Origin of the sequence: Mycobacterium sp. UM_11, assembly GCF_001414075.1 — a bacterium.
Classification (GTDB): domain Bacteria; phylum Actinomycetota; class Actinomycetes; order Mycobacteriales; family Mycobacteriaceae; genus Mycobacterium.
In genome coordinates, this window is record NZ_LATC01000005.1 from 33,314 (window position 1) to 58,770 (window position 25,457).

Annotated in this window: 22 protein-coding genes; 12 read left to right on the forward strand and 10 right to left on the reverse strand. The window is 70.5% G+C overall.

All coding sequences use genetic code 11. The features are described 5' to 3' along the window. Window positions 1-6: 6 nt before the first annotated feature. Window positions 7-549 (reverse strand): TIGR00730 family Rossman fold protein, encoded by a 543-nt coding sequence (locus tag WU80_RS02610; protein WP_055398773.1) that lies wholly within the window; start codon window positions 547-549, stop codon window positions 7-9. Between the two features lie 60 nt (window positions 550-609). Between WU80_RS02610 and WU80_RS02615 the strand changes: the two genes are divergently transcribed. Continuing rightward, the gene (locus WU80_RS02615) at window positions 610-2,724 is read left to right on the forward strand and encodes a hypothetical protein (protein WP_055398775.1); all 2,115 of its coding nucleotides are present in this window, start codon (window positions 610-612) and stop codon (window positions 2,722-2,724) included. Here WU80_RS02615 and dapE read toward each other — a convergent pair whose 3' ends face one another. Then, window positions 2,725-3,789, reverse strand: a complete 1,065-nt coding sequence (dapE, locus tag WU80_RS02620; RefSeq protein ID WP_055398777.1) for a succinyl-diaminopimelate desuccinylase — start codon at window positions 3,787-3,789, stop codon at window positions 2,725-2,727. 36 nt (window positions 3,790-3,825) lie between these two features. Here dapE and dapD point away from each other — a divergent pair, with 36 nt between their 5' ends. Further along, a complete protein-coding gene (gene dapD / locus WU80_RS02625; protein WP_156349382.1) occupies window positions 3,826-4,779 on the forward strand; it encodes a 2,3,4,5-tetrahydropyridine-2,6-dicarboxylate N-succinyltransferase in 954 nt (317 codons plus the stop codon). A gap of 6 nt (window positions 4,780-4,785) precedes the next feature. Here the strand turns inward: dapD and WU80_RS02630 are convergent, their stop codons facing one another. The 5 genes from WU80_RS02630 to WU80_RS02650 form a co-directional block, all read right to left on the reverse strand. After that, window positions 4,786-6,081, reverse strand: a complete 1,296-nt coding sequence (locus WU80_RS02630; protein ID WP_055398781.1) for an MFS transporter — start codon at window positions 6,079-6,081, stop codon at window positions 4,786-4,788. A gap of 89 nt (window positions 6,082-6,170) precedes the next feature. Further along, a complete protein-coding gene (locus WU80_RS02635; RefSeq protein WP_055398783.1) occupies window positions 6,171-7,586 on the reverse strand; it encodes an acyl-CoA synthetase in 1,416 nt (471 codons plus the stop codon). 29 nt (window positions 7,587-7,615) lie between these two features. Then, the gene (locus tag WU80_RS02640; protein WP_055398785.1) at window positions 7,616-8,524 is read right to left on the reverse strand and encodes an alpha/beta fold hydrolase; all 909 of its coding nucleotides are present in this window, start codon (window positions 8,522-8,524) and stop codon (window positions 7,616-7,618) included. Between the two features lie 49 nt (window positions 8,525-8,573). After that, window positions 8,574-10,829 carry a CaiB/BaiF CoA-transferase family protein gene (locus WU80_RS02645; protein ID WP_055398787.1) on the reverse strand — a complete coding sequence of 752 codons (2,256 nt, stop codon included), beginning with the start codon at window positions 10,827-10,829 and terminating at the stop codon, window positions 8,574-8,576. After that, window positions 10,826-12,295, reverse strand: a complete 1,470-nt coding sequence (locus WU80_RS02650) for an aldehyde dehydrogenase family protein (RefSeq protein ID WP_055398935.1) — start codon at window positions 12,293-12,295, stop codon at window positions 10,826-10,828. The genes WU80_RS02645 and WU80_RS02650 overlap by 4 nt, the downstream gene beginning before the upstream one ends. A 199-nt stretch (window positions 12,296-12,494) precedes the next feature. On the opposite strand from WU80_RS02650, the gene WU80_RS02655 reads away from it, so the two are divergent. From WU80_RS02655 to WU80_RS02695, 9 genes are read left to right on the forward strand one after another with little or no spacing between them, the layout of a single operon-like run. Continuing rightward, a complete protein-coding gene (locus WU80_RS02655) occupies window positions 12,495-13,670 on the forward strand; it encodes a cytochrome P450 (protein WP_055398938.1) in 1,176 nt (391 codons plus the stop codon). Beyond that, a complete protein-coding gene (locus WU80_RS02660) occupies window positions 13,670-14,857 on the forward strand; it encodes an acyl-CoA dehydrogenase family protein (RefSeq protein ID WP_055398789.1) in 1,188 nt (395 codons plus the stop codon). The genes WU80_RS02655 and WU80_RS02660 overlap by 1 nt, the downstream gene beginning before the upstream one ends. 14 nt (window positions 14,858-14,871) lie before the next feature. Beyond that, window positions 14,872-15,417, forward strand: a complete 546-nt coding sequence (locus WU80_RS02665) for a MaoC family dehydratase N-terminal domain-containing protein (protein WP_055398791.1) — start codon at window positions 14,872-14,874, stop codon at window positions 15,415-15,417. Next, window positions 15,417-15,815, forward strand: coding sequence for a Zn-ribbon domain-containing OB-fold protein (locus WU80_RS02670; protein WP_055398792.1), 399 nt, complete (start codon window positions 15,417-15,419; stop codon window positions 15,813-15,815). Before WU80_RS02665 ends, WU80_RS02670 begins: the two co-directional genes overlap by 1 nt. A 10-nt stretch (window positions 15,816-15,825) precedes the next feature. Next, entirely contained in the window at window positions 15,826-16,959 is a 1,134-nt protein-coding gene (locus WU80_RS02675) for an acyl-CoA dehydrogenase family protein (RefSeq protein WP_055398794.1), read from the forward strand. Beyond that, complete coding sequence (locus WU80_RS02680; RefSeq protein WP_055398796.1) at window positions 16,956-17,414, forward strand: MaoC family dehydratase; 459 nt, start codon at window positions 16,956-16,958, stop codon at window positions 17,412-17,414. Before WU80_RS02675 ends, WU80_RS02680 begins: the two co-directional genes overlap by 4 nt. Then, the gene (locus tag WU80_RS02685; RefSeq protein WP_055398797.1) at window positions 17,411-18,580 is read left to right on the forward strand and encodes a lipid-transfer protein; all 1,170 of its coding nucleotides are present in this window, start codon (window positions 17,411-17,413) and stop codon (window positions 18,578-18,580) included. The genes WU80_RS02680 and WU80_RS02685 overlap by 4 nt, the downstream gene beginning before the upstream one ends. Window positions 18,581-18,592: 12 nt before the next feature. Beyond that, a complete protein-coding gene (locus tag WU80_RS02690) occupies window positions 18,593-19,663 on the forward strand; it encodes a zinc-binding dehydrogenase (RefSeq protein ID WP_055398799.1) in 1,071 nt (356 codons plus the stop codon). Beyond that, a complete protein-coding gene (locus WU80_RS02695; RefSeq protein WP_055398801.1) occupies window positions 19,660-20,268 on the forward strand; it encodes a TetR/AcrR family transcriptional regulator in 609 nt (202 codons plus the stop codon). Before WU80_RS02690 ends, WU80_RS02695 begins: the two co-directional genes overlap by 4 nt. Before the next feature lie 4 nt (window positions 20,269-20,272). Here the strand turns inward: WU80_RS02695 and WU80_RS02700 are convergent, their stop codons facing one another. The 3 genes from WU80_RS02700 to pruA all read right to left on the reverse strand — a co-directional run bounded on the left by WU80_RS02700 (window position 20,273) and on the right by pruA (window position 23,768). Then, complete coding sequence (locus WU80_RS02700) at window positions 20,273-21,019, reverse strand: MBL fold metallo-hydrolase (RefSeq protein ID WP_055398802.1); 747 nt, start codon at window positions 21,017-21,019, stop codon at window positions 20,273-20,275. Between the two features lie 167 nt (window positions 21,020-21,186). Then, on the reverse strand, window positions 21,187-22,137 hold the full coding sequence (locus WU80_RS02705) for a proline dehydrogenase family protein (RefSeq protein WP_055398804.1): 951 nt from the start codon (window positions 22,135-22,137) through the stop codon (window positions 21,187-21,189). After that, window positions 22,137-23,768, reverse strand: coding sequence for an L-glutamate gamma-semialdehyde dehydrogenase (pruA, locus tag WU80_RS02710; RefSeq protein WP_055398806.1), 1,632 nt, complete (start codon window positions 23,766-23,768; stop codon window positions 22,137-22,139). The genes WU80_RS02705 and pruA overlap by 1 nt, the downstream gene beginning before the upstream one ends. An 81-nt stretch (window positions 23,769-23,849) precedes the next feature. Here pruA and WU80_RS02715 point away from each other — a divergent pair, with 81 nt between their 5' ends. Beyond that, window positions 23,850-25,454: a CdaR family transcriptional regulator gene (locus WU80_RS02715; protein WP_055398808.1), complete on the forward strand. Its 1,605-nt coding sequence runs from the start codon at window positions 23,850-23,852 to the stop codon at window positions 25,452-25,454. Window positions 25,455-25,457 lie beyond the last annotated feature (3 nt).

Sequence of the window (25,457 nt, forward strand, 5' to 3'; positions counted from 1 at the left end):
GCGCACTCATTCGGGCGCGCAGGCCTCCAGGGCGGCGCTCACCTTGTCGACCAGCAACAACCGGTCCATCGCCGGCTGCCCGACGTAGCCGCTGTCGAGCAGCCCGCACAGCCAGGCCCACAGGCCCTCGTAATGCCCGATCGGATCCAGCAGGACGATGGGTTTGCGGTGCAGGCCGAGGTAGCCGGTGGTCCACGAGTCCAGCAATTCGTCGAGGGTGCCCACGCCACCGGGCAGCACGACGAACGCGTCGGAGCGGTCCTCCATGACCTGTTTGCGCTCGTGCATGGTCTCGGTGACGATCAGCTCGTCGGCCTCGGTGTCGGCGATCTCGCGGCGCATCAGGATCTGGGGGATGACGCCCACGGTCCGGCCGCCGCGGGCGCGCGCCGCGGTGGCGACCGCGCCCATCGCCGACACGCGGCCGCCGCCCCACACCAGGGTCCAGCCGCGCTCGGCGATCGCCTCGCCGAGTTCGGCAGCGACGGCGAGCAATTCGGGATGTTCCGGTCCGGACGCGCAGTACACGCACACCGCCCAGTCGCGCATACAACGAAAGGTAGACCAAGCTTGCTGCGGGCGGCACACCGCGCGCCATAAAATCCGGCGATGCCGATTCGATGGAACGTCCCCCAGCACGCGTCGGCCCTTCAGCGGCTGGAGGCGGCGCTGGCGACCGGCCGCGGGAGCGTCGTGCTCGGCCCGGACGGCTGCGGCAAGTCGACGCTGGCCCGCACGGCCGCCGAGGATTTCGGCGACCGCCACCCCGGCACGCGCGTGCGCTGGGTCACCGGCACCCCGACCGAGCGCGCGGTTCCCTTCGGCGCCTTCAACCACCTGGTGCAGATCGCCGAGCTGGGCAAGCCGGCCGCGCTGTTGCGGGCCGCGCGGGCGTCGCTGGACGGGCCCGACCTATTGCTCGTCGTCGACGACGCCCACGACCTGGACATCCTGTCGGCCACGCTGGTGTACCAGCTGGCGCGGGCCGGCGCGGCCAGGATGATCGTCACCGGCCGCGCCGATTCGTCCCCCGAGGCCGTCGCGGCGCTGTGGACCGACGGCCTGCTCCCCCGCATCGACATCGAGCCGCCCGGCGACGCCGGCACGCCGGCCTCGATCGACGCGTTCCTCGCCGAGATACCCGAAGCGGCCCGGTCGGTGCTCGAGTACCTGGCCGTCGCCGAGCCGCTGGCGCTCGCCGACCTGACCGCGCTCACCTCCGCGGAAGCCGTTGCGCAGGCGGCCGATTGCGGGGCGGTGGAAACGCGGGAGCGCGGCGGGGCCTCGGACGACCCGGTGGTGTACACGGCCCACCCGCAGTTCGCCGAGCGGGCGCGCGCGGCCCTCGGCGGCGACGGCGCGCGGCGGCGGCGCACCGAGTTGGTGCGGCTGCTGTCGCAGCATCCCTCGGACCACCTCAGCGACCGGCTCCGGCTGGCCGGCCTGGCGCTGGACAGCGACGCCCCCCAGCCGACGGCCGAGGTGGTCGCCGCCGCGCAGCAGGCGCTGCGGCTGGGCGACCTCGCGCTCGGGGAACGGCTGGCGCGCGCGGCGCTGGAGCGGTCCGGCGGGTTGGCGGCGCGGCTCGCGTTGGCGCACGCCCTGGGGTGGCAGGGCCGCGGCCGCGAAGCGGACGCGGTGCTGGCCGGCCTGGATCCCGGCGCGTTGACCGAAGCCGCCCTGATGGACTGGGCGCTGCTGCGCGCGGCCAACCAGTTCTGGATGCTCGGCGAGCCCGAGCGGGCGACCGCGTTCCTGCGGACCATCCGCGGCCGCATCACCGACGCGGGCCCGCGCACCACGCTCGACGCGCTGAGCGCCACGTTCGCGATGAACGCCGGCAACGTCGCGCACGCCGTCAAGGTCGCCGGCGAGGTGCTGGCCGCCCCGGAGGCCGACGACCAGGCCGTGGCCTGGGCGGCCAGCGCGGCGGCGCTGTGCGCGGCCCGGCAAGGCCGTTTCGATGATGTCGAGCCGCTGGCCCAGCGCGCCCTGGCCGCCGAGCATCCGGGGTTGCTGCGCTTCACGATTGGGCTGGGGCAGACCACCGCGTTGTTGATGGCCGGCCGGCTGGACGCGGCCCGCGAACTAGCCCAGCAGTTCACCGATTTCGCCGAATTGCAGCAGCCGGGCCGGGCGATCGGTGAGGTGCTGCTGGCGCATGTGCTGCTCGCCGACGGCGAATTCGACCGGGCCGCAGCGTTACTCGGCCCGGCGGCCGGCACGCTGCAACGCACCGGCTATTCGTGGGGGCCGCTGTCGTTGACGCTGCTGGCCACCGCCCTGGCCCAGCGCGGCGATGTGGCGGCCGTGGGAAAGGCGTTGGCCAAAGCGGAATCCCGGCACGGAACCAAATCAGCGCTGTTCGCGCCGGAGCTCGGCGTCGCGCGGGCGTGGCGCCTGGCCTCGATGCGCGACTCGCACGGCGCCGTGGCCGCCGCCCGCGATGCCGCCCGGATGGCCGAACGCGGCGGCCAGCGGGCCGTCGCGTTGCGCGCCTGGCACGACGCCGTGCGGCTCGGCGACATCCGCGCGGCCGACCCGCTGGGCCGGCTCTGCGACGAGATCGATTGCGTCGCAGGCAAACTCGCGCTGGCGCACGGGCAGGCGCTGGCCGCCGGCGACGGGGCGGCGCTGCTGGCGGTGTCCGAGGACCTGGCCGCGGTGGGGATGCGCGCTGCCGCCGCCGACGCGGCCGCGCAGGCCCAGCGCTGCCGGGGCTGACTAGCCGCCGAGGTAGCCGCGCAGCATGGCCACCGCGGCGGTGATGTTGGCGACCGGCACGCTCTCGTCGCGCTTGTGCGCCAGGTTCGGGTCACCTGGTCCGAAGTTGACCGCCGGGATGCCCAGCTGGGCGAACCGCGCGACGTCGGTCCACCCGTACTTCGCCCGGACCTGCCCGCCGGCGGCCTCGACCAGGGCCTTGGCGGCGGGCTGGGACAGCCCGGGCAGCGCACCCGCGGCGGCGTCGGTCTGCTCGATGTGCACGTCCAGGCCGTCGAACACCTCGTGCACGTGCTCGAGCGCCGCGGCCACCGACCGGTCGGGGGCGAACCGGAAGTTGACCGTGACCGCGGCCGCGTCGGGAATCACGTTGCCCGCCACGCCGCCGTCGATGCGCACCGCGGACAGGCCCTCGCGATACTCGCAGCCGTCGATGTCCACGGTGCGGGCACGGTAGGCGGCCAGCCGGTCCAGCACGGCGCCCAGCTTGTGAATGGCGTTGTCGCCCAACCATGATCGCGCCGAATGCGCGCGCGTCCCGGCGGCCGAGATCACCACCCGCAGCGTGCCCTGGCAGCCCGCCTCGATGTAGCCGCCGGTGGGTTCGCCCAGCACGGCCACGTCGGCGGTCAACCAGTCCGGCAGCTCGCGCTCGATGCGGCCCAAACCGTTTGCGGCCGCGTCGATTTCCTCACAGTCGTAGAACACCAACGTCAGGTCGTGGACCGGGTCGGCCACCGTGGCGGCCAGATGGAGGAAGACCGCGTCACCCGATTTCATGTCCGCGGCGCCGCATCCGTACAGGTCGCCGTTCTCGCGGCGGCTGGGCAGGTTGCCGGCGACCGGGACGGTATCCAAATGCCCGGCCAGCAGCACCCGCGACGGCCGATGGTTGCGGGTGCGCGCCAGCACGGCGTTGCCGTTGCGGACGATCTCGAACCCCGACGTCTGGGCGCGTAGCGCGGCCTCGACCTCGTCGGCCAGGCGCGCCTCGTCCCGCGATTCGCTGGGAATGTCGACCAACGCCGCGGTCAGCTCGATGGGGTCCCCGCGCAAGTCCAGCACGGGTCCAAGGTTATCCGCTGCCGCGCGGCAAGTAACCTGACCGCCGTGACTTCAGCTGTAGGCATCGGGCTGGCGACGCTGGCCGCCGACGGATCGATCCTCGACACGTGGTTCCCCGCACCGGAACTGACCGAGTCGGGCACCGGCGGCACCTCGCGGCTCGCGCTGTCCGACGTCCCGCCGGAGCTGGTCGGGCTCGTCGGCCGGGACGACGACCGCCACACCGAAACCATCGCCGTGCGCACGGTGATCGGCTCGCTCGACGACGTGGCCGCCGACGCCTACGACGCCTACCTGCGGCTGCATCTGCTGTCGCATCGGTTGGTGGCGCCGCACGGGCTGAACGCCGGCGGCCTGTTCGGGGTACTGACCAACGTGGTGTGGACCAACCGCGGCCCGTGCGCGATCGAAGGATTCGAGGCCGTGCGGGCCCGGCTGCGCCGGCACGGCCCGGTGACCGTCTACGGCATCGACAAGTTCCCGCGGATGGTCGACTACGTCGTGCCCACCGGGGTGCGCATCGCCGACGCCGACCGGGTGCGCCTCGGCGCCCACCTGGCGCCCGGTACGACGGTGATGCACGAGGGCTTCGTCAACTACAACGCCGGCACGCTGGGCGCGTCGATGGTGGAGGGCCGCATCTCGGCCGGCGTCGTGGTGGGCGATGGATCGGACGTCGGCGGCGGCGCGTCCATCATGGGCACGCTGTCCGGCGGCGGCACCGAGGTCATCTCGATCGGCAAGCGCTGCCTGCTCGGCGCCAACGCGGGGCTTGGCATCTCGCTGGGCGACGACTGCGTTGTCGAGGCCGGCCTGTACGTGACCGCGGGCACCAAGGTCGCCACGCCCGACGGCCAGGTGCTCAAGGCCCTGGAGCTGTCCGGCGGCAACAACCTGTTGTTCCGCCGCAATTCGGTCAGCGGGGCCGTCGAAGTGGTGGCCCGCGGCGGTCAGGGCATCGCCCTCAACGAGGACCTGCACGCCAACTGAGGCCGGCTAGACCTCGGCGGAGACCCTGTCGGCGGCCGGGGCGGCGCCCAGCGCGGTTCCCCTGGTTTCGGGCAGCAGATACACCGACACGAAGCTGGCCGCGACGAGGCCGGCCATCATGAGCCCGACCGCCCACCCGCCGTAGGTCGCCAGCAACGTTCCCGCGATCAGCGGCGGCACGGCCGCGCCGAGGATGCCGGCCAGGTTCATCGCCACCGCGGCGCCGCTGTAGCGGTAGCGGGTGGCGAACAGCTCGGGCACGAACGCCGCCGTGGGCCCGTTGGCCACCGCCGCGGCGCCGAACATGCCGATGACGGCGACCGCGTAGAGCACCGGCTTGCCGGTGTCCAGCAGCGGGATCACCGCGAACGCCCAGGGCAGGCACGCCGCGAGGCCGCACAGCATCACCCGGCGCCGCCCCACCCGATCCGAGAGCCACGCCGAGAACGCCACGAACCCAATGCTGGTGAGCCCGCCCAGGGCGCCGACACCCCAGATGAAGCTGCGCGAATAGCCCAGATGGTTGTGGGCGTACATGACCAGGAAGGTGTTGCCCAGGTAGACGAATCCCATCCCGCCCAGGAATGCGCCCGCGACCAGCACGATCTCGCGCCGCTGGAACCGCAACAGCTCGGCCAGCGGCGCCTTGGGCACCAGGTCGCGAGCCTTCTCCTCGACGAACAGCGGCGTTTCGTCGATGTTGAGCCGCACATAGAGGGCGATGCCGATCAGCCCGCTGCTGATCAGAAAGGGCACCCGCCACCCCCAGTCCATGAACGCGGGGCTGTTCTCGCCCATGGTCAGGTTGACGGCGAGAAAGGTCAGGCTGGCCAGGATGCCGGCGGTGCCACCGCCGAGCAGGGTGAACATGCCGTACCAGCCGCGTTTGCCGGTGGGCGCGTACTCGGCGCTCAGCAGGACCGACCCGGCCCATTCGCCGCCGACGGCAAACCCCTGCATCAACCGCAGGACGATCAGGATCAACGGCGCCGCGATCCCGATCGTCGCGGTGCCGGGGACCAATCCGACGCTCACGGTCGATACGCCCATGATCAGCAGCGTCGCGACCAGCGTTTTCTTGCGTCCGAGGCGGTCGCCGAAGTATCCGAAGACGGCCGCGCCCAGCGGGCGGGACAGGAACGCCGTCGCGAACGTCGCCATGGCGGCGACGGTGGCCAGCGTCGCGCCCAGGCGCGGGAAGAACACCGTGGGAAACACCAGGGCCGCCGCGGTCCCGTAGATCAGGAAGTCGTAGAACTCGATGGCCGACCCGACGAGGCACGCGGCCGCTATTCGCCGCATGGGGGTCCTGGGCCGATTCACGGTTACGACGGTAGGTGAAGCCGCCCGGTCTTGCCCGGCGCGCAAGCTGGCAACTTCCTGCGGATGGGTCAGCCGTCGGACAGCAGCTGCTTCTTGAGCACCTTGCCCATCGCGTTGCGGGGCAGCGCGTCGACGAGGCGCACCTCGCGCGGCCGCTTGTGCACCGACAGCTCCTGCGCGACGTAATTGATCAGCTCGTCGGGGTCGGCCGAGCCGACGACGAACGCGACGATGCGCTGGCCCAGGTCTTCGTCGGGCATCCCGACCACGGCGGCCTCGGTTACCCCGGGATGCCCGAGCAGCGCCGTTTCGATCTCGCCGGCGCCGATGCGGTAGCCGCCGGACTTGATCAGGTCGACCGACTCGCGGCCCACGATGCGGTGCATCCCGGCGGCGTCGACGACCGCGACGTCACCGGTGCGGTACCACCCGTCGGCGTCGAACGCCTCGGCGGTGGCCTCGGGGCGGTTCAGGTACCCGTCGAACATCGTCGGACCCCGAACCTCAAGGCGCCCAACGGTTTCCCCGTCGTGCGGCACAGGGGAGCCGGTGTCGTCGAGCAGGCGGGTTTGCACGCCGGTGAGCGGCAGGCCCACCCAGCCGGCGCGCCGCTCGCCGTCCGCGCGGGTGGACAGGGTGATCAGCGATTCGGAGGCGCCGTACCGTTCGACGGGCTGGTGCCCGGTGAGCCGCTCCAGCCGCTCGAACACCGGCACCGGCAGCGGTGCGCTCCCCGAAACCAGCAGCCGGGCCGGGCGCAGCGCGCGGGCGGCGGCCTCGTCGGCGACCAGCCGCGACCACACGGTCGGCACGCCGAAATAGAGGGTGCCCCCGGCCTCCGAACAAGCCGCAGCGTAGCCCGCCGGCGTCGGTTTTCCGGTGTGCACGAAGCGATTTCCCACCCGCAGCGACCCGAGCAGGCCCAGCACCAGCCCGTGCACGTGGAACAGCGGCAGGCCGTGCACCAGCACGTCGTCGGCCGTCCACTGCCAGGCCTGCGCCAGGGCGTCCAGGTCGGCGGCGATCGCGCGCCGGCTCAGCACCACCCCCTTGGGCAGCCCGGTGGTGCCCGAGGTGTAGATGATCATCGCGGTGGCGTCGGGCGACGGCTCGGGGTAGCGGTGCCACGACCGGGCGTGCAAGCGCACCGGGATGTGCGGCAACCCCTCCGGCTCGTCCGGCACCGGACCGAGCCAGGCCTGCACCGCCGAATCGGTGAGCATGTGCCGGCGTTCGGCGACGCCGACGTCCGCGGGCACCGGAACGAACGGCACGCCGGCGATCAGGCAGCCGGTGACCGCGAGCACGGTCGCGGCGGTGGGGGTGGCCAGGATCGCGACCCGGTCCGCGCCGGCCACCCGCTCGGCCACCGACGTGGCGGCGCCCACCAGGTCGCTGCGGCTCAACACGGCGCCGTCGATGCGGACCGCGTCGGCGATGTCGGTGGCGGTGACCGCCGCGGGATTCAGGGAAGCCAGCAGCACGTGAGCAGGCTACCCGGCCGCGGAGCGGGTCAGCCCTGCTCGTCCCAGATCTTGGTCAGGGTGGACAGGATCTCCTCGCCGCGCCCGAGCCCACCCAGGTGGCTTTCGCCGGGGAGCACGATCAGCTCGCAGTCGGGCAGCAGGGAGACCACGTGCTCGCCGTGCGCGAACGGCACGATGTGGTCGCTGTCGCCGTGCCACCAGCGCACCGGCACCTTGACCTCGTCGAGCCGGAATCCCCAGTCCTGGGTGAACAGGATGATGTCGTTGAACGGGGCCGCCAGTTGCTTGCGGCTGCCGTTGAGCAGGTCGTCGAGGAACATGGCGCCGAACTCCGGCCGGGTCAGCAGGCGCCGGTCGCCCTCGGGCGATATCGCGGCATACAGATACAGCGCCGGATTGGCGACCGGACGGATCATCCGGACCACCAGGCTCGCGCCGATCCGCAGCGGGTCGCCGCCCAGCCGCAGCAGGGGTGCGACCCGCTTGCCGAGGTTCATCAGCCCGCTGGTGATGCCCTCGTCGCCGAGGAAGGGCGCGACGCCGCCGAGCACGCCGAGGGCGACGACCCGGTCGGACAGCACCGCTGCGGACGCGAGCGCGTACGGCCCGCCGCCGGACAGGCCGATGACGGCCATCTTGTCGATGCCGAGGGTGTCCGCGATGGTGCGCAGGTCGTCGCCGAACGCGCGGATGTTGTGGTACCGGTGCGGCGTCGACGAGCCGATACCCGGGCGGTCCAGGCCGATCAGGCGGATGTGGTGGTTCTCGGCGTAGACGCGGGCCTCGACCGGGATCTGGCGGCGGGCGCCGGGGGTGCCGTGCAGCCAGAACATCGCGCGGCCCTGCGGGTCACCGAATTCGGCGAAGCCGATCTGGCGGTCCTCGCCGACGGCGATGTTTCCTTCGAGCTTCGGGCGGGCGATCTCGATGACCATGCCAGCAGCCTCGCATGTGACGGGGGAGTTTACGAAATGCTCACCGGCCTCAGGCGTTGAGCGGCCGTTCGCCGATCACCCTCTCGGCCCGCAGGTCCGCGACGTCGGCCGCGGACAGGCCCAGACCGGCCAGCACTTCGTCGTTGTGCTGGCCGAGCGTCGGCGGGGCGGCATGGTGGTGGCGGGCCGGGCCGGGGGTGATGCGAAACGGCCAGCCGGGATAGCGGTGCGGCCCGGTGATCGGGTGGACGAGCTCCTGGTAGTAGTCGCGGGCGTCGAGCTGGGCGATCTCATACATGCGCTCGCCGGTGATCACCCGCTCGGCCGGGATGCGTTGCGCGTGCAGGGTTTCCACGATGTCCGCGGCGTTCTGGCCGCGGGTCCAGGCGGCGACCAGCTCGTCGAACGCGTCGTGGCCGAGCAGTCCCTCGTCGGGCAGCGACAGCGCCACCCACACGTCGTCCTCGTTCGTTGGGTAGACGCCCTGCAGGTAACCGCGCCGACGGTTGCCCTCCCGCGCTTGCACGACCCCGTTCATCGAGAACTCGATCACCGGTTCGGCGGTCACGGCGGCGGCGACCTCGATCTGGGCAACCTCGATCAGCTGGCCCTCGCCCGTGCGGCGCCGGTGCTCGAGCGCCGCCAGCAGCGCGACCCCGGCGTGCACGCCGACGACCGGATCGGCGGGCCCCTGCGGGTTGCACGGCGGCCCGTCCGGATACCCGGTGACCGCCGACATCCCCCCGGTCTGCTCGAAGTTCAACGCCCACCCCACGTAATCGCGCCAGGGGCCCTGCAAGCCGAAACCCGGCATCCGGATCATGATCACGTCGGGCTTCAGCGCTACCAGCGATTCGTATTCCAGACCGAACTGCTCCACCACCCGCGGTGAAAAGTTCTCCACGACAACGTCGGCCTGCGCGGCCAGCCGCCGGACGATCTCCAAGCCGCGCCGCGAGGTCAGGTCCAGCGTGAGGTCTTTCTTGTTGAGGTTGGTGGCCTGCCACAGGCCGCTGCGCTCGTACCAGTCGTCGCCCTCGAAGGGAAACGCGCCGGAGTAGCGAAACCCGTCGGGCCGCTGGATCGACTCGACCTTGAGGATGTCGGCGCCGAACGCGCCCAGGTAGCAGGTCAGGTATGCACCGGCCCAGAATGTGCTCAGGTCGAGCACCTTCAGCTTCGCGAACGGAAGGGCGCCCGGCGTCCACGGAGACACCGAATGATGCGGCACCGAAGGGCCTTTGGTAAGCCGGAACGGCGGACCGGGGCGCAGAAATCCACCGGCTGTGTCGCTCCCGTCCCACCCGGCGGTGTCGCTCCCGCCCCACCCACCCGTGATGAAGAACTCGCGCTTGGCGTATTGCGGACAGTCCAGCACGGTGGCCCCGTCGTTGACCGGGGTGGCCGGAATCCGCATTGCCTGGCTCAGGTCGACGATCTCGGCGACGGTCTGCTCGGCGAGCAACGGCTCTGCGCGCGAATAAAATTCGGCGCGTTCCGGGCCGCCCAGCATGATCGGGATCTGCTGCTCGCCGAACTCGGGCAGGCCGAGCATCGCGCACACGTCCAGCCAATGCTGACCCGTCAGGCAATTGATTCCGACCCAACCGTCGGCGGCGCGGACCACCCCAAGCATGGGAGCGCCGCGAGCGTTGGCGGGCAGGCCGAGGCTCTGCATCTTCTGGGCCATGAGCATGGGATACGGCAGCGTCGACAGCAACGATTCGAATTCCGAAACATCCACCTGCACAACATCATCGGAAGGGCAACGTAGGGCGGTCAACGCGCCCAGCGCACCGTAGGCACCCGCGACGTACTCGGCGATCCGCGCGCCCACCTGCACGGGCGGGCGGTCGGGGTCGCGGGCGCTGACCCAGCCCGAAGCCGCCTGCAGGGTCAGGGAGGTCGCCGGCCGGTCCCGCCACGGGCCGGACTGTCCGAACGCGGAGACCCGCAGCAGCACCAGGTTTGGGTTGATTTCGCCGAGGCTGTCGCGGCCGAACCCCCAGCCCTCCAGCGTTCCGGGCGGGAAGTTTTCGATGAGCAGGTGCGCACCCGCGATCAGCTCGCGGGCATCCCGAAACGGCGCAATTCGCTTGCCGGCGTTCAGGTAAGCGAACATGCCGGAGCGCTCGGGGTCGGGGACTCCATGCGGGAACGGGCCCCAGTGGCGCAGCGGGTCCCCGCCGGGCGGCTCGATCTTGGTGACCTCGGCGCCGAGGTCGACGAAAAGCTTTGCGGCGTAGGGGCCTGAGATTTCGGTGGCGAGTTCGACGACGTGGAGCCCGGCGAGGGGTCCCGTCATGCCGGGATCCCGATGGCCTTCACCTCCATGTACTGGTGCAGCCCGCTGATCCCGCCGCTCTCCCGCCCGAACCCGCTCAGCTTGAAGCCGCCGAACGGCGCGTCACCCGGCCCGATGCCGTTGACGGCGACCTGACCCGTGCGCATGCGCCGGGCAATCGCGACGGCCCGGTCCACGTCGGTGCCCCACACGGCGCCGGAGAGCCCGTAGCACGAGTTGTTCGCGATCGCGACGGCGTCGTTGTCGTCGCGGTAGCGCAGCACCGACAGCACCGGCCCGAACACTTCCTCCTGCGCGATCGTCGAATCCGGTTGCACGCCAACGAGAATCGTCGGCTCGAAGTAGTAGCCGACATCCAGGCCAGCCGGGCGGCCCCCGCCGGTCGCCAGCTTGGCCCCCTCGTTGACCGCGCCGTCGACGTGGGCCTGCACCCGGTCGCGTTGCGCGGCGCTGATGAGCGGACCCATCTGGACGGCCGGGTCGTTGGGGTCGCCAACCTTGACGTCGCGGGCCAGCGCGACGAGACGGTCAACGATGTCGTCGTGCAGCGAATCGGGCAGCAACAGCCGGCTGTGCAGGATGCAGGCCTGCCCGGCGTGCAACGAACAGCAGTCGAACAGCATCTGCTGCAGCATCTCGTCGGTCACCTGCGTGTCGTCGAGGATGATGCTGGCCGACTTCCCGCCGCACTCCAGCAGGAGCCGCTTCATGGCGTCGCCCGCGGACCGCATGACCTCACACCCGACGGCCGAGCTGCCGGTGAAGCTGATCATGTCGATGCGTGGATCCGTGGTGAGCAGTTTGGCGGCCTCAAGCCCCGAGGGGGTGACGACATTGACCACGCCCGGCGGGATGTCGGTCTCCTCGTCGATGATGCGCGCGAGCGCGAGCCCGGCCAGCGGCGTCAACGGCGACGGCTTGAGCACGACGGTGTTGCCGGCGGCCAGCGCGTTGTTCACCTTCATGACGTTGAGGCAATGCGGGAAGTTCCACGGCGTCAGGATCGATACGACGCCCAGCGGCTCGTGGCGCAGCAGCGTCGTTCCGGCGCCGATCCCGGTGACCGGCTCGTCGACCAGCTTGGTGGCGAGCTGGGCCGCGTGCATCGACATGTAGCCCGCGCCGTCGATCTGCATCATGCGCTCGTTGCCGACACAGCCCCACTCGATCTGGGACAACGCGAAGATCTCGTCGGCGTGCTTCAGCAGCGCCGCGCCAAGCTGATTGAGGCAACCGGCGCGCTGCTCGGGACCCATTGCGCCCCATGGCCCGTCGTCGAAGGCCCGGCGGGCGGCGGCGATCGCCGCGCCGACCTGGGCGACGCTCGCGTCGGGGGCGGTGCCGATGGCCCGCTCGGTGGCCGGGTCGATGTCGTCGTAGCGACCGTCCTCCGGCTCGACCCATCGCCCGTCGATGTAGAGCTGATAGGTGTCGACAAGGGATCGCGGAGTTTGTAGCTCGGTCATGCGTTTCCTCACCCGAACGTCGGTCATCTAACCACTTGGTGTACACCCATGCCCTGTTGCCGTCAATCACTAACTGCGCGAATTGCGCGCTATTTTCGCGTTTTGTGGCGGTATTGACAGCGCCGGGCGGGGCGGGTAGACACAAGGCCGCAAGACACTTTGCATCGATGTGTCGGATCGCCTGCTCAGGGAGGCCGCCGTGCGGACTACTTTTCCACTGCACTCCCCCGACTTCTACGCCGGCGATCCCTACCCGGCCTACCGCGAGCTGCGCGCGACAACGCCGGTGTGCTGGAACGACGTCACCAACTTCTGGGCGCTGCTGAAGTACGAGGACATCCGGTTCGTGTCGAGCAACCCGGCGCTGTTCTCGTCCACCAAGGGCGTCACCATCCCCGATCCCCAACAGCCGAGCCCGGTCCAGCCGGGCAGCCTGATCTTCACCGACCCGCCGCGGCACCGGCAGATGCGCAAGTTGATCAACTCGGGGTTCACCCGGCGGCGGGTGGCGGTCCTGGAACCCAAGATTCGCGAGATCGTGCGGGGCATCCTCGACGACGTCCAGCCCGATTCCGTCCACGAGTTCGCCGAGGAAATCGCGGCCCCGCTGCCCACCCGGATGATCGCCGAACTGATCGGCGCGCCGCCCGACGACTGGGAGCAATTCCGCGCGTGGTCGGACGCCGCCACCGGCACCGCCGACCCGGAGATCGAACTCGACCCCCTGGTGGCCATGGGTCAGCTGTTCGAGTACTTCCAGAAGTTGATCGCGGCCAGGCGAACCGATCCGCGCGACGACCTGTTGTCGGTTCTGGCCGGGGCCGAGATCGACGGGGTTCGCCTTAACGACGAAGACCTGCTCAACTTCGCCTTCCTGTTGTTGGTCGCGGGCAACGAGACCACCCGTAACCTGATCGCTCTGGGCACCTGCGCGCTGATCGCCCACCCCGACCAATGCCGCCTGCTGGCCGAGAATCCCGCGCTGATCCCGGGCGCCGTCGAGGAAATGTTGCGGTGGAACAGCCCCGTGGTCCACATGGCGCGCACCGCGACCACCGACGTCGAGATCCGCGGACAGCGGATCGCGGAGGGCGACGTGGTGGTGATGCTCTACGGGTCCGCCAACCGGGACGAGGACATCTTCGGGCCCGACTCCGAGCAGTTCAGGGTGACCCGGCACCCCAACCCGCACATCGCGTTCGGGTGTGGTGAACATTCCTGCGTGGGTGCACAATTGGCGCGGCTGGAGGCGTGCGTGATGTTCGACGAGTTGCTGCGCCGCTTCCCCCACCTGGAGCTGGTGGGGGCGGTGGACCGGATGCGCGCCACCATGGTGCCCGGCGTCAAGCGGATGCCCGTGCGGCTGGGGGCCTGATGGATCTGGAGTATTCGCCAGAGCAGGAGCAGCTGCGCGCCGAGATCCGCGCGACGCTGGAGCAGGTGATGACGCCCGAGCGCAGCGCCGCGATCGGCGAGAACATCGAGGGTGGCCCCGCCGTCCGGGAATGTGTGCGGGCCCTGGCCGCGGCCGACCTGCTCGGCGTCGGCTGGCCCAAAGAGTATGGCGGACGAGGCTTCTCGGCGATCGAGCAGTTCATCTTCTCCGAGGAGGCGCGACGGGTCAATGCCCCCATCCCGCTGGTGACACTGAACACCGTCGGGCCGACGCTCATGCAGTGCGGCACCGAGGAGCAGAAACAGCGGTTCCTGCCCGCGATCCTGGACGGCAGCGTCGAGTTCGCGATCGGCTACTCCGAACCGGAGGCCGGCAGCGATCTGGCCGGCCTGCGCACCACCGCGGTTCGCGACGGCGACGAGTACGTGATCAACGGACAGAAGATGTTCACCAGCGGCGCGGCATACGCCGACTACATCTGGCTGGCCGCGCGCACCGACCCGAACGCCAAGAAGCACAAGGGCATTTCGATCCTGATCGTGCCCACCTCGTCGCCCGGGTTCTCCTGGCAGCCGCTGCACACCATGCCCGGCATCTCCACGTTCTACACGTTCTACGACAACGTGCGGGTGCCGGCCAGCGCGCTGGTGGGCGGCGAGAACCAGGGGTGGCAGCTGATCACCACGCAGCTGAATTTCGAGCGGGCGGCGCTGGGCAATCTCGGCGCGCTGGAACCTTTGTTCGAGCGGACGCTGCAGTGGGCCACCAGCACCGAGTTCGACGGCGCCCGCGTGATCGACCAGCCGTGGGTGCGGCTCGCGCTGGCGCGGGTCGAGGCCCAGGTGGCCGCCTACAAACTGGTGAACCTGAGGGTGAACGCCGCGATGACCAAGGGCGTGCTGAGCATGGGGGAAGCGTCGGCGGCCAAGGTGTTCGGCACCGAGCTCACCCAGCAGGTCGCCCGCCAGCTGCTCGAGGTGCTCGACCGCAACGGCGTGCGCCGCGGGCCCGGCGCGCCCCTGCGCGGCGCCCTGGAATCCGCGTACCGTCAGGCGGTGATCAACACCTTCGGCGGCGGCGCCAACGAGATTCAGCGTGACATCATCGCCATGGCCGGATTGGGCATGCCGCGAGCTCCCCGTGATCTTCGCGCCACCGCACAGTAGGAGGACAGCAGCACGTGACCGACTCAGAAACCGTCAGCGCCAAGGTGCGGGCCCTCGTCGGCCAGCCGACCGGCGGCACCGGAAAGCCCTCGGTGGCCCCGGATCCGGTCAACCAGCCGATGATCCGGCACTGGGCGTACGCGATGGCCGACATGAACCCCGTCTACCTCGACCCCGAGTTCGCCGAGAAGTCGCGGTTCGGCGGCATCGTGTCGCCGCCGGTGATGTTGCAGACCTGGACGATGCCGTCGCCGATCCTGGAGGGCATCGGCGATCGTGGGGGTGCACCCATCGAAATCAAAAGCAACCCAACGGCGTTCCTCGACGAGGCCGGCTACACCAGCACGGTGGCCACCAACTCGGAGTTCGAGATCGAACGCTACCCGCGGCTGGGCGATGTCATCAGCGCTACGACGGTCTACGAAACGGTTTCCGAGGAGAAGAAGACGGCGCTGGGCACCGGGTTCTTCCTGACCTGGCTCACGACCTACACCGACCAGAACGGTGAGGTGCTGGGACGCCAGCGATTCCGGGTGCTGCGATTCAGGCCGGAGCGCTGATGGCCGCCCGACTTGCGCCGGCCATCACCGCCGACACCGAGTTCTTCTGGAACGGGTTGCGGGAGAACAAACTCCTGATCCAGCGCTGCGGCGGATGCGGACAGCTGCGGCATCCGCCGCGACCCATGTGTCCACACTGCCGTTCCCTGGACTGGGACACCATCGAGTCGTCGGGCCGCGGCACCGTCTACAGCTACGTGATGCCGCACGAGCCGAAGTTCCCGTTCTTCGAATATCCGTACGTGGTCGTGCTCGTGGAACTCGAGGAGGGAATCCGGCTGGTGTCCAACCTGACCGGCATCGCCCCGGCCGACGTCACAACCGGAATGCCGGTCGAGGTGTACTACCAGGGTTTCGATAACGACCTGGTGTTGCACCAGTTCCGGCCGGCGAGCTAGGCGAGCGCTGATGGACTTCACCTTCACCGAGGAGCAGGAGACCATCTCCAAACTCGCCCGCGACCTCTTCGAGCGCCGGGCGGCACCGGAGCGCCTGGCCGAATTGGAGGCCGGCGACGTTCGTTTCGACGCCGCGCTGTGGCGGGAGCTGGCGGCCGCCGACCTGCTTGGGACAGCCCTGCCGGAGTCGGATGGCGGCACGGGCGGTGGCTTCGTGGAACTCGGGGTGCTCCTGGCCGAGGTCGGCTGGGCGGTCGCGCCGGTGCCTGCCTACGCCACGCTGGTCCTGGGGGCCGACCCGATCGCGCGCCACGGCAATGCCGAACAGCGGCAACGCTTCCTGCCGGGCGTCGTCGCCGGAGACCGCATCCTCACCGCGGGACTGGCCGAGCCGGGCCGCTCCGACGCGACGGCTCCCGCGACCACCGCGCGCCGCGACGGCGGCAATTGGCGGCTCGACGGCGCCAAGGAACTGGTCCCGGCCGCCCAGCTCGCCGACACCGTACTGATCCCGGCCGCGATCGACGACGGTGATACCGGCCTGTTTCTGTTACCGGCCGACGCCAACGGCGTCGAGATCCGGCCAGCGGCCACCACCAGCCGCGAGCCGCACGCCGACGTATACCTCGATGGCGCAACGGTTTCGGACGCCGACCGGATCGCCGGGCCCGACCTGATCGAGTCGCTGCGCACCCGCGCGTTGGTCGCGCTGTGCGCAATCCAGCTCGGTGTCGCGGAGCGCGCCCTGCGGATCGCGGCCGAATACACCAGCGGCCGAGAGCAATTCGGCCGGCCCATCGGCAGCTTCCAGGCCGTGCAACAGCGCATGGCCGACGCCTTCATCGATGTCGAAGCGATCCGGTGGACCACGTGGCATGCGGCCTGGTTGATCGCGGACGGTCGGTCCTTGGCGCAAACCCACCGCGCCGCGCGCATCGCGAAGTTCTGGGCCGCCGAGGCCGGCGCCCGCGTCGCCGCCACCGCCCAGCACGTCCACGGCGGCATCGGCATCGACACCACCTACCCCCTGCATCGCTATTTCCTGTGGGCCAAGCACAACGAGCTCACTCTCGGCCCGGCCACGGCCCAGCTGGCCCACTTGGGTGCGACGTATGGCGCCACGTATTCGGAAGGACTTTCATGACGACCACCGCGACCCGCACCACCACCCTGCGCTGGGCCGACATCTCCGTGGGCGACGAGGTCACCCCGCTCGAGGTCCCCATCACCACGACGATGATTGTTGCCGGGGCGATCGCCACCCGCGACTTCATGCCCGTGCACCACGACCGCGACTACGCCAACAAACAGGGCTCGCCCAACCTGTTCATGAACATCCTCACCACCAACGGCTACTGCGTGCGGTTCCTCACCGACTGGGCCGGACCGGAAGCGATGGTCAAGAAGCTGTCGATCCGCCTTGGCGTGCCGTGCTTTCCGGACGACCCGCTGCGCTTCACGGGCAGCGTGACCGCGAAGACAGAGGGCACCGGCGGCGAGAACTTCGTCGAGGTGACGTTCAAGGGGTCCAACAGCCTGGGCGACCACGTGTCGGGCACCGCGATCCTCAGCCTGCTCGACGAAGGGGACCGAGCGTGAGCGGCTCGCTGCCGGGCGCCGCGGCCATCGTCGGGATCGGCCAGACGGAGTTCTCCAAGGAATCCGGCCGCAGCGAGCTGCAATTGGCGTGCGAGGCCGTGAGCGCCGCGCTCGACGACGCGGGCCTGACGCCCGGCGACGTGGACGGCATGGTCACCTTCACGATGGATTCCAGCGACGAGATCGACATCGCCCGCAACGTGGGCATCGGCGACCTGAGCTTCTTCTCACGCGTGCACCACGGCGGCGGCGCGGCCGCGGGCACCGTCGTGCACGCCGCGATGGCCGTCGCAACCGGCGTCGCCGACGTGGTGGTGTGCTGGCGCGCGTTCAACGAGCGCTCGGGTTTCCGGTTCGGCGGCAGCGGGCGCAGCATGGCCGAAACCCCTTTGTTCCTGGCGCATTACGCGCCGTTCGGGTTGCTCACGCCGGCGGCCTGGGTCGCGATGCACGCCCAGCGCTACATGTCGACATACGGGGTCACCAACGAGGACTTCGGCCGCATCGCGGTGGTGGACCGCGCGCACGCCGCCCGCAATCCCGACGCGTGGTTCTACCAGCGCCCGATCACGCTGGAGGACCACCAGAATTCCCGCTGGATCATCGAACCGGTGCTCCGGCTGCTGGATTGCTGCCAGGAGAGCGACGGCGGGGTCGCGCTGGTGGTCACCAGCGCGGAACGCGCGCGCGACCTGCGGCAGCCGCCGGCGGTCATCACCGCGGCCGCCCAGGGCGCGGCCGGCAACGGCGAGATGATGACCAGCTACTACCGCGACGACATCACCGGCCTCCCCGAGATGGGCGTGGTCGCCGAGAGGCTGTGGCGCGATTCGGGGCTCAAGCCGCAAGACATCCAAACCGCCTTCATCTACGACCATTTCACGCCGTTCGTGTTCACCCAGCTCGAGGAGCTCGGGTTCTGCGGGCGCGGCGAGGCGAAGGACTTCGCCACGGTCGAACGGCTGTCCCTGGGGGGAGACTTCCCGATCAACACCAACGGCGGGCTGCTGGGCGAGGCCTACATCCACGGCATGAACGGCATCACCGAGGGGGTGCGCCAGGTGCGCGGCACGTCGTACAACCAGGTCGACAACGTCGAACACGTCCTGGTCACGTCGGGCACCGGGGTGCCCACCAGCGGGCTGATTCTGGCGCCCGCGGACTAGAGGGGGATCGGAATGCCCAAGCTTGCACTGCTCACCGCCCACGGCGGGCCCATCGAGCTTGCCGACTTCCCGTTGTCCACCCCGGCGCCGGGGACCGCGGCGCTGCGGCTGCGGATGGCCGGCATCTGCGGCTCCGACTTGCACATCTTCCGCGGCGAGCTGCCGCTGCCGTGCCCGTTCGCCATGGGCCACGAAATGGTCGGCGAGATAGCCGAACTCGGCGACGGCCTGACCGCCGACGCCACCGGCAAGCCGCTGGCCGTCGGCGATCGCGTGGTGACGCCGTACTTCTGGTTCTGCGGGCAATGCCACGCCTGCTCCCGGGGCCGGTCGTACGCGTGCCAGAACCTGATGGCCGGCGAGTACCGCACCCACGACCAGGAACCGCACTTCGTCGCGGCCTACGGCGAGTACTACTACACCAGCCGGCGCCAACCTCTGTACAAGGTGCCCGAGGGCCTGCCCGACGCGGCCGTCGCACCGCTGAACTGCGCCCTGGCCCAGGTGCTTTTCGCGCTGCGCGATGTGCGGCTGGGCGACACGGTCGTCATCCAGGGCGCCGGCGGGCTGGGCATCAACGCCGCGGCCGTGGCACGCACGGCCGGGGCCGCCGAGGTCATCGTCATCGACAAGATCCCCGAACGGCTCGACGTCGCGGCCGATTTCGGCGCCACCCACTGCATCGACGCGAGCGCGATCTCCGCCGCGGAGGTCGCCGAACAAGTCCGCCAACGCACCGACGGCATCGGCGCCGACTGGGTGCTCGAGGTCGTCGGCGTCCCGGGCGTGATTCCCGAGGGCGTCGGGTTCCTCAACAACGGCGGCACGCTTCTCGAGGTCGGCAACGTCGGCATGGGACGCACCTTCGAGCTGGACCCCAGCGCGCTGGTCTACGGCAACAAATCCATCCGCGGCGTGATGTTCTACGACCCCGTCACGCTGGCGGTCGGTCTGACCTTCCTGCAGCACACCGACTTTCCGTTCGACCGCCTGATGCCCGAACCATTCCACCTCGCCGACGTCAACGCCGCCTTCGCCTCGGCCGATGCGGGGCTGGTGCCCCGGGGGGCGTTGGTGCCGTGACGACGCAAGCGGCCCAGGCCATCGACACCCGCGAGCTGATCGTGGAGTCCGCGTACGCCTGCTTCGGCAAGCAGGGGCTGCAGAAGGCGACGATCGTCGACATCGCCAGGACGGCAGGGGTTTCCCGCAGCACCATCTACGAGTACTTCTCGGACAAGGGCGCGATCATCGAAGCGTGCGCCGAACACGCTTCCGAACGCTTCTATCTCGAGATGTCCAAGGCCATGGACTCGGGTGGCTCGCTGGAGGAAAAGCTCGCCCAGGCAGCCGTTTTCGTGACGCAGGCGCGGCGGTCCATCGCGTCCGAGAAGTACTTTGACGAGGACGCGATCAGCCTGCTGCTGACCAAGGACGCCGCCGTGCTGCTGCGCGAGTGCGTCGACTTCTTCGCGCCCTACCTGTCGGCCGCCCGGCTCACCGGCGAGGTGCGCAAGGACCTCGACATCGAGGCCGCCGCGGAATGGTTTGCGCGCATCCTGTTCTCGCTGTTCAGCACGCCGTCCTCGATCCGGGACATGGACGATCCCGAGGTGGCGGCCGACTTCGTGCGCGCGCACGTGGTGCGTGGCTTCGCGGGCGACCGGCCGCGGCCCCGTCGCGCGTAGCGACTCAGCGCCGCTGCCCCGGCCACACCGTCTCACCGGCGTGAACCGGCCGGCCGTGGCCGGGCAACAGATGCGCAACCGGCAACTCCTCCAAGCGCTTTCGCGTGGCGGCGGCGCTGGCGGCGTCGACGATTTCCGGTGTGTGCCAAACCTTGCCGCGGACGGTCAGCACGGCATCGCCGGACAGCAGCGTGCGCGTCGTCGGGTTCCACAGCGCGATGCTGTCATCGGTGTGCCCGCCCGCGTTGATGACGGTCCACTCCGGCGCGCCGGGCAGCGACTGGCCGTCGGCCAGTCCCCCGCGGGGGGATGCCCCCGTCCAGCGCATGCCGGCCGGCGTGCCGTATCCGGCCAACCGGGCGCCGCCCAGGAACCCGCCGAAACCGACACGATCGAGCGGCTGGTCGATCAGCGTGGGCCAGATGCTCGCGGCCCGGCCCAGGGTCGGCGTGCGCGGCCTCGCTCCGTCGAGGTAGGTCAGCGTTTCGGCGGGCAGCCAGATCGGAGCGGGGTAGCGGGCGGCCAGTTCCGCCGCGCCGGCGACGTGGTCGCTGTGCCCGTGGGTGGCCACCACCGCGTGCACGGTGCCGCCGAGCCGATTCAGCGTCGCCGCCAGATCGCCGGCGACCCGCGGCAACCCGGCGTCGACCACCACCGCCCCGTCGTGGCCGTGCAGGACATAGCAGTTGAAGACCCAGCGCGAGAACCGGGTGATGCCGAGTTCGGGCATCTCCTCGATGATCAGGCTCATGGCCGAAAGGCTACGCCCGATCCGCCGCGGCCAACGAGTGTGAATCGTGGGCTTCGAGCGTGCGGCCAGGGCGGTGATCGTCGGCGTGTCGGCGCCCTGGGCGCACGCTCAATGACCGCAAATGTAGTGACGGCCCGCTGCGCCCGGCTTCGCCGCGCTTGCGACCGTCACGGCTGCGCCAGCGCCCGCAAGAAGAACGTCAGGTTGGCCGGCCGCTCGGCAAGGCGGCGCATGAAGTAGCCGTACCACTGGGTGCCGAACGGCACGTAGACCCGGACCCGGTTTCCCGATTCCGCCAGCCGCCGCTGCTCGCCGTCGCGAATGCCGTACAGCATCTGGTACTCGAAATCCGACCGGCCCGCTTCGCGCGCCAGCGCGGGCACCGCCTCGATGATCGCCGGGTCGTGAGAGGCCACCATCGGGTAGCCGGAGCCGGCCATCAACACCCGCAGGCAGCGCAGGTAGGCGTCCGTGACGGCGGCGGGGTCGCGGTGGGCGACCGCCGCCGGTTCGTCGTATGCGCCCTTGCACAACCGGATTCGCGCCCCGGCCGCCGCGAACTCCTCGCAATCGTCGAGCGTGCGCCGCAGATAGGCCTGCAGGGCCACCCCCAGCCAGCCGAACTCGGCCCGCAACTCGCGCACGATCGCCAGCGTCGAATCCGTCGTGGTGTGGTCCTCGGCGTCCACCGTCACCCACACCCCGGCCCGCTGGGCGGCCGAGCAGATCGACCAGGCATTCTCCCGGGCGATCTTCTCGCCGTTGCGATCGAGCGCCTGCCCCAGGGCCGACAGCTTCACCGACACCTCGAGCGGCGAGACGGCGGCACGGTCGTCGCACCGGCCCAGGCGGTCGATCAGATCGAGGTAGACGCGCACCGCCGCGCCGGCGTCGTCGGCGTCGGTGACGTCCTCGCCGAGGTAATCCAGGCTGACATAGCGGCCCGAATTACGAAGCGCGGCAGCGCTGTCCAGCGCGATGTCGATGGTCTCGCCGGGGACGAACCGATGCACCACGCGACGGGTGACCGACAACCCTTCGGCGGCCCGGCGCAACCCCGGGCGTCGGCTGGCGGCGATGATCGTCGGCCGCAGGGTGCTGGCGTACACGCGGCCCATCAGTCGGCCGCCATGTGCGGATAGGTGTGCCGCGTCGCCGGGACGAACGTCTCCTTGAGGGTGCGGGCCGACGTCCACCGCAACAGGTTCAGCACCGACCCGGCCTTGTCGTTGGTGCCCGAGCCGCGCGAACCACCGAACGGCTGGCGCCCGACGACCGCGCCGGTCGGCTTGTCGTTGACGTAGAAGTTCCCGGCGGCGAAGCGCAGGCGCTCCTGCGCGGTCAGCACCGCCTCCCGATCGTCGGCGATCACCGCTCCGGTCAGCGCGTATCGCGAGCCGGTGTCGATGACGTCGAGGATGCGCTCGTAGTCGTCGTCGGGGTAGACGTGCACCGACAGCAGCGGACCGAAGTACTCGGTGGCGAACGACTCGTCGGCCGGGTCATCGGAGAGCAACACCGTGGGGCGTACGAAATAGCCGACGCTGTCGTCGTATTCGCCGCCCACCGCGATGGTGACCTGAGCCGCGCTCTTCGCCCGCTCGATGGCCTTGACGTTCTTGGCGAAGGCGCGCTCGTCGATCAGCGCGCCCCCGAAGTTCGTCAGGTCGGTGACGTCGCCGTAGCGCAGCTCGGCGGTCTCCCCCAGGAAGTCGTCGCCGATGCGCCGCCACACCGACAGCGGGACGAACGCCCGCGACGCCGCCGAGCACTTCTGCCCCTGGTAGTCGAACGCGCCGCGAATCAGGGCGGTGCGCAACACATCCGGGCGCGCCGACGGGTGCGCCACGACGAAGTCCTTGCCGCCGGTCTCCCCCACCAGCCGCGGATAGCTCCGGTAGCGGCCGATGTTCGCGCCGACCTGCTGCCACAGGTGCTGGAAGGTGGCCGTCGACCCGGTGAAGTGGATGCCGGCCAGCCGCGGATCGGCCAGGGCCACTTCGGAAACCGCGAACCCGTCGCCGGTGACGAGGTTGATCACGCCGGGCGGTAGCCCGGCGGCCTCGAGCAGCTGCATGGTCAGATACGCCGACAGGGTCTGGGTGATCGACGGCTTCCACACGACGGTGTTGCCCATCAGCGCCGGCGCGGTCGGCAGGTTGCCGGCGATCGAGGTGAAGTTGAATGGCGTGATCGCATAGACGAATCCGTCCAGCGGGCGGTAGTCGCTGCGATTCCATTCCCCTGGCCCGCTGATCGGCTGCTGCGCCAGGATCTGGCGCGCGAACGCCACGTTGAAGCGCCAGAAGTCGATCTGCTCGCAGGGCGAGTCGATCTCGGCCTGGTAGGCGGACTTGGACTGGCCGAGCATGGTCGCCGCGGCGATCTTCTCCCGCCACGGTCCGGCCAGCAGATCGGCGGCCCGCAGGAAAACCGCCGCGCGCTCGTCGAAAGGCATTGCCGCCCAGCCGGCCTTCGCGGCGGTCGCGGCGTCGATCGCCGCCGCCGCGTCGGCGGGCCCGGCGTTGGTCAGGGTGCCCAGCGTCGCGGCGTGCCGGTGCGGCTGGACGACTTCGATGCGTTCGCCGTCGCCCATCCGGTGCCGACCGCCGATGACGTGCGGGAGGTCGATGGGGTGATCGGCCAGCGCGGCCAACTCGGCGCGCAGCCGGTCACGTTCGGGGGAGTGCGGGGCGTAGTCATGGACCGGCTCGTTGGCCGGCAACGGCACCTCGGTTATCGCGTCCATGCTGCCAGGATCCTCGCCGCGACGGCGCCCGGACTTAGCCGATCGGACAAGATGATCCGCCCTTGGTAGTATGATCGGACAATGACCGGGCTGGGCCAGCTGTTGCTGGCGCTGGACGCGACGCTGGTCAGCCTGGTGGAGGCGCCGCGGGGCCTCGACCTGGCCGTGGGCTCGGCGGCGCTGATCGACAGCGACGACGTGCGGCTGGGGCTGGCGGCCGCCGCCGGCTCGGCCGACGTGTTCTTCCTGCTCGGCGTGGCCGACGACGAGGCGCTGCGGTGGATGGACAAGCAGGCGCGCGAGCGCGTTCCGGCGGCGATCTTCGCCAAGGAGCCGTCGACCCGTTTGGTCACGGCGGCGGTCGCGGCGGGGTCGGCGGTGGTGGCCGTCGAGCCGCGCGCGCGGTGGGAACGGCTCTACCAGTTGGTCAACCACGTGCTGGAACATCACGGCGACCGCGCCGACGCGACCGAGGACTCGGGCACGGACCTGTTCGGGCTGGCGCAGTCGCTGGCCGACCGCATTCACGGCATGGTCAGCATCGAAAACGCCCAATCGCACGTGCTGGCGTATTCGGCATCCAACGACGAGGCCGACGAGCTGCGCCGGCTGTCCATCCTGGGCAGGGCGGGGCCGCCCGAGCATCTCGAATGGATCGGGCAATGGGGCATTTTCGATGCCCTGCGAGCCGGCGACGGCGTGGTGCGGGTGGCCGAGCGCCCGGAGTTGGGCCTGCGCCCGCGGCTGGCCATCGGGATCTACCGGCCCGCGGCGGACGCGCGGCGACCGCCGGAGTTCGCCGGCACCATCTGGGTGCAGCAGGGCGCACAACCGCTGGCCGACGACGCCGAGGAGATGTTGCGCGGCGCCGCGGTACTGGCGGGGCGCATCATGGCGCGGTTGGCCGCCCGGCCCTCCACGCAGCTGCGGCGGGTGCAGCAGCTGTTGGGCCTGATCGACGGCGAACCCGACGTGGCCGCCGTCGCAAGCGAACTCGGCCTGGCCGCCGACGGCGCCGCGGCGCTGGTCGGCTGGGACACCGCGGACGCGGACGCCGGCGCGGCCCGTCAAGTTCGGTTACCCGACGTGATGGCGCTCAGCGCCAGCGCTTTTCGGCCGGACGCCCAGGTGGCCTCCCGGGGATCCCGAATCTATGTGCTGCTGCCCCAGACGCCGACCCGCTCGGCCACCTCCTGGGTGCGCGGCACCATCGCCGGGATGCGCACCGAGCTCGGGATGCAGCTGCGCGCCGCCGTCGCCGCTCCGGTCACCGGCCTCGCCGGGATCGCCGCCGCGCGCGCCGAACTGGACCGGGTGCTGGACAGCGCTGCGCGCCATCCCATTTCGATGCCGCAGGTGACGTCGCTGGCCGAGGCGCGCACCACCGTCCTGCTCGACGAGATCCTCGGCCTGGTTGGCCGCGAGGAGCGCCTGGCCGACCCGCGGATCGTCGACCTGCGCACCCGGGAGCCGGCGCTGGCCGACACGCTGCGGGTGTATCTGGACAGCTTCGGCGACATCGCCGCCGCCGCGCGGTCGCTGCACGTGCACCCCAACACGGTTCGCTACCGCGTGCGACGGATCGAGAGGTTGCTGTCGACATCGCTTGCCGATCCCGAGGTGCGGCTGCTGTTTTCGTTGAGTTTGCGACTCCCGGGTGCACCCCGGCGGGAGGCGGTACCCTGACGG

What these genes read in the sequence shown, in the direction of transcription:
- WU80_RS02610 (WP_055398773.1), bottom strand. Translation starts at nt 549, where the DNA reads ATGCGCGACTGGGCGGTGTGCGTGTACTGCGCGTCCGGACCGGAACAT.
- WU80_RS02615 (WP_055398775.1), top strand. Translation starts at nt 610, where the DNA reads ATGCCGATTCGATGGAACGTCCCCCAGCACGCGTCGGCCCTTCAGCGG.
- WU80_RS02630 (WP_055398781.1), bottom strand. Translation starts at nt 6,081, where the DNA reads ATGCGGCGAATAGCGGCCGCGTGCCTCGTCGGGTCGGCCATCGAGTTC.
- WU80_RS02640 (WP_055398785.1), bottom strand. Translation starts at nt 8,524, where the DNA reads ATGGTCATCGAGATCGCCCGCCCGAAGCTCGAAGGAAACATCGCCGTC.
- WU80_RS02645 (WP_055398787.1), bottom strand. Translation starts at nt 10,829, where the DNA reads ATGACGGGACCCCTCGCCGGGCTCCACGTCGTCGAACTCGCCACCGAA.
- WU80_RS02650 (WP_055398935.1), bottom strand. Translation starts at nt 12,295, where the DNA reads ATGACCGAGCTACAAACTCCGCGATCCCTTGTCGACACCTATCAGCTC.
- WU80_RS02660 (WP_055398789.1), top strand. Translation starts at nt 13,670, where the DNA reads ATGGATCTGGAGTATTCGCCAGAGCAGGAGCAGCTGCGCGCCGAGATC.
- WU80_RS02670 (WP_055398792.1), top strand. Translation starts at nt 15,417, where the DNA reads ATGGCCGCCCGACTTGCGCCGGCCATCACCGCCGACACCGAGTTCTTC.
- WU80_RS02675 (WP_055398794.1), top strand. Translation starts at nt 15,826, where the DNA reads ATGGACTTCACCTTCACCGAGGAGCAGGAGACCATCTCCAAACTCGCC.
- WU80_RS02680 (WP_055398796.1), top strand. Translation starts at nt 16,956, where the DNA reads ATGACGACCACCGCGACCCGCACCACCACCCTGCGCTGGGCCGACATC.
- WU80_RS02690 (WP_055398799.1), top strand. Translation starts at nt 18,593, where the DNA reads ATGCCCAAGCTTGCACTGCTCACCGCCCACGGCGGGCCCATCGAGCTT.
- WU80_RS02700 (WP_055398802.1), bottom strand. Translation starts at nt 21,019, where the DNA reads ATGAGCCTGATCATCGAGGAGATGCCCGAACTCGGCATCACCCGGTTC.
- WU80_RS02705 (WP_055398804.1), bottom strand. Translation starts at nt 22,137, where the DNA reads ATGGGCCGCGTGTACGCCAGCACCCTGCGGCCGACGATCATCGCCGCC.
- pruA (WP_055398806.1), bottom strand. Translation starts at nt 23,768, where the DNA reads ATGGACGCGATAACCGAGGTGCCGTTGCCGGCCAACGAGCCGGTCCAT.
- WU80_RS02715 (WP_055398808.1), top strand. Translation starts at nt 23,850, where the DNA reads ATGACCGGGCTGGGCCAGCTGTTGCTGGCGCTGGACGCGACGCTGGTC.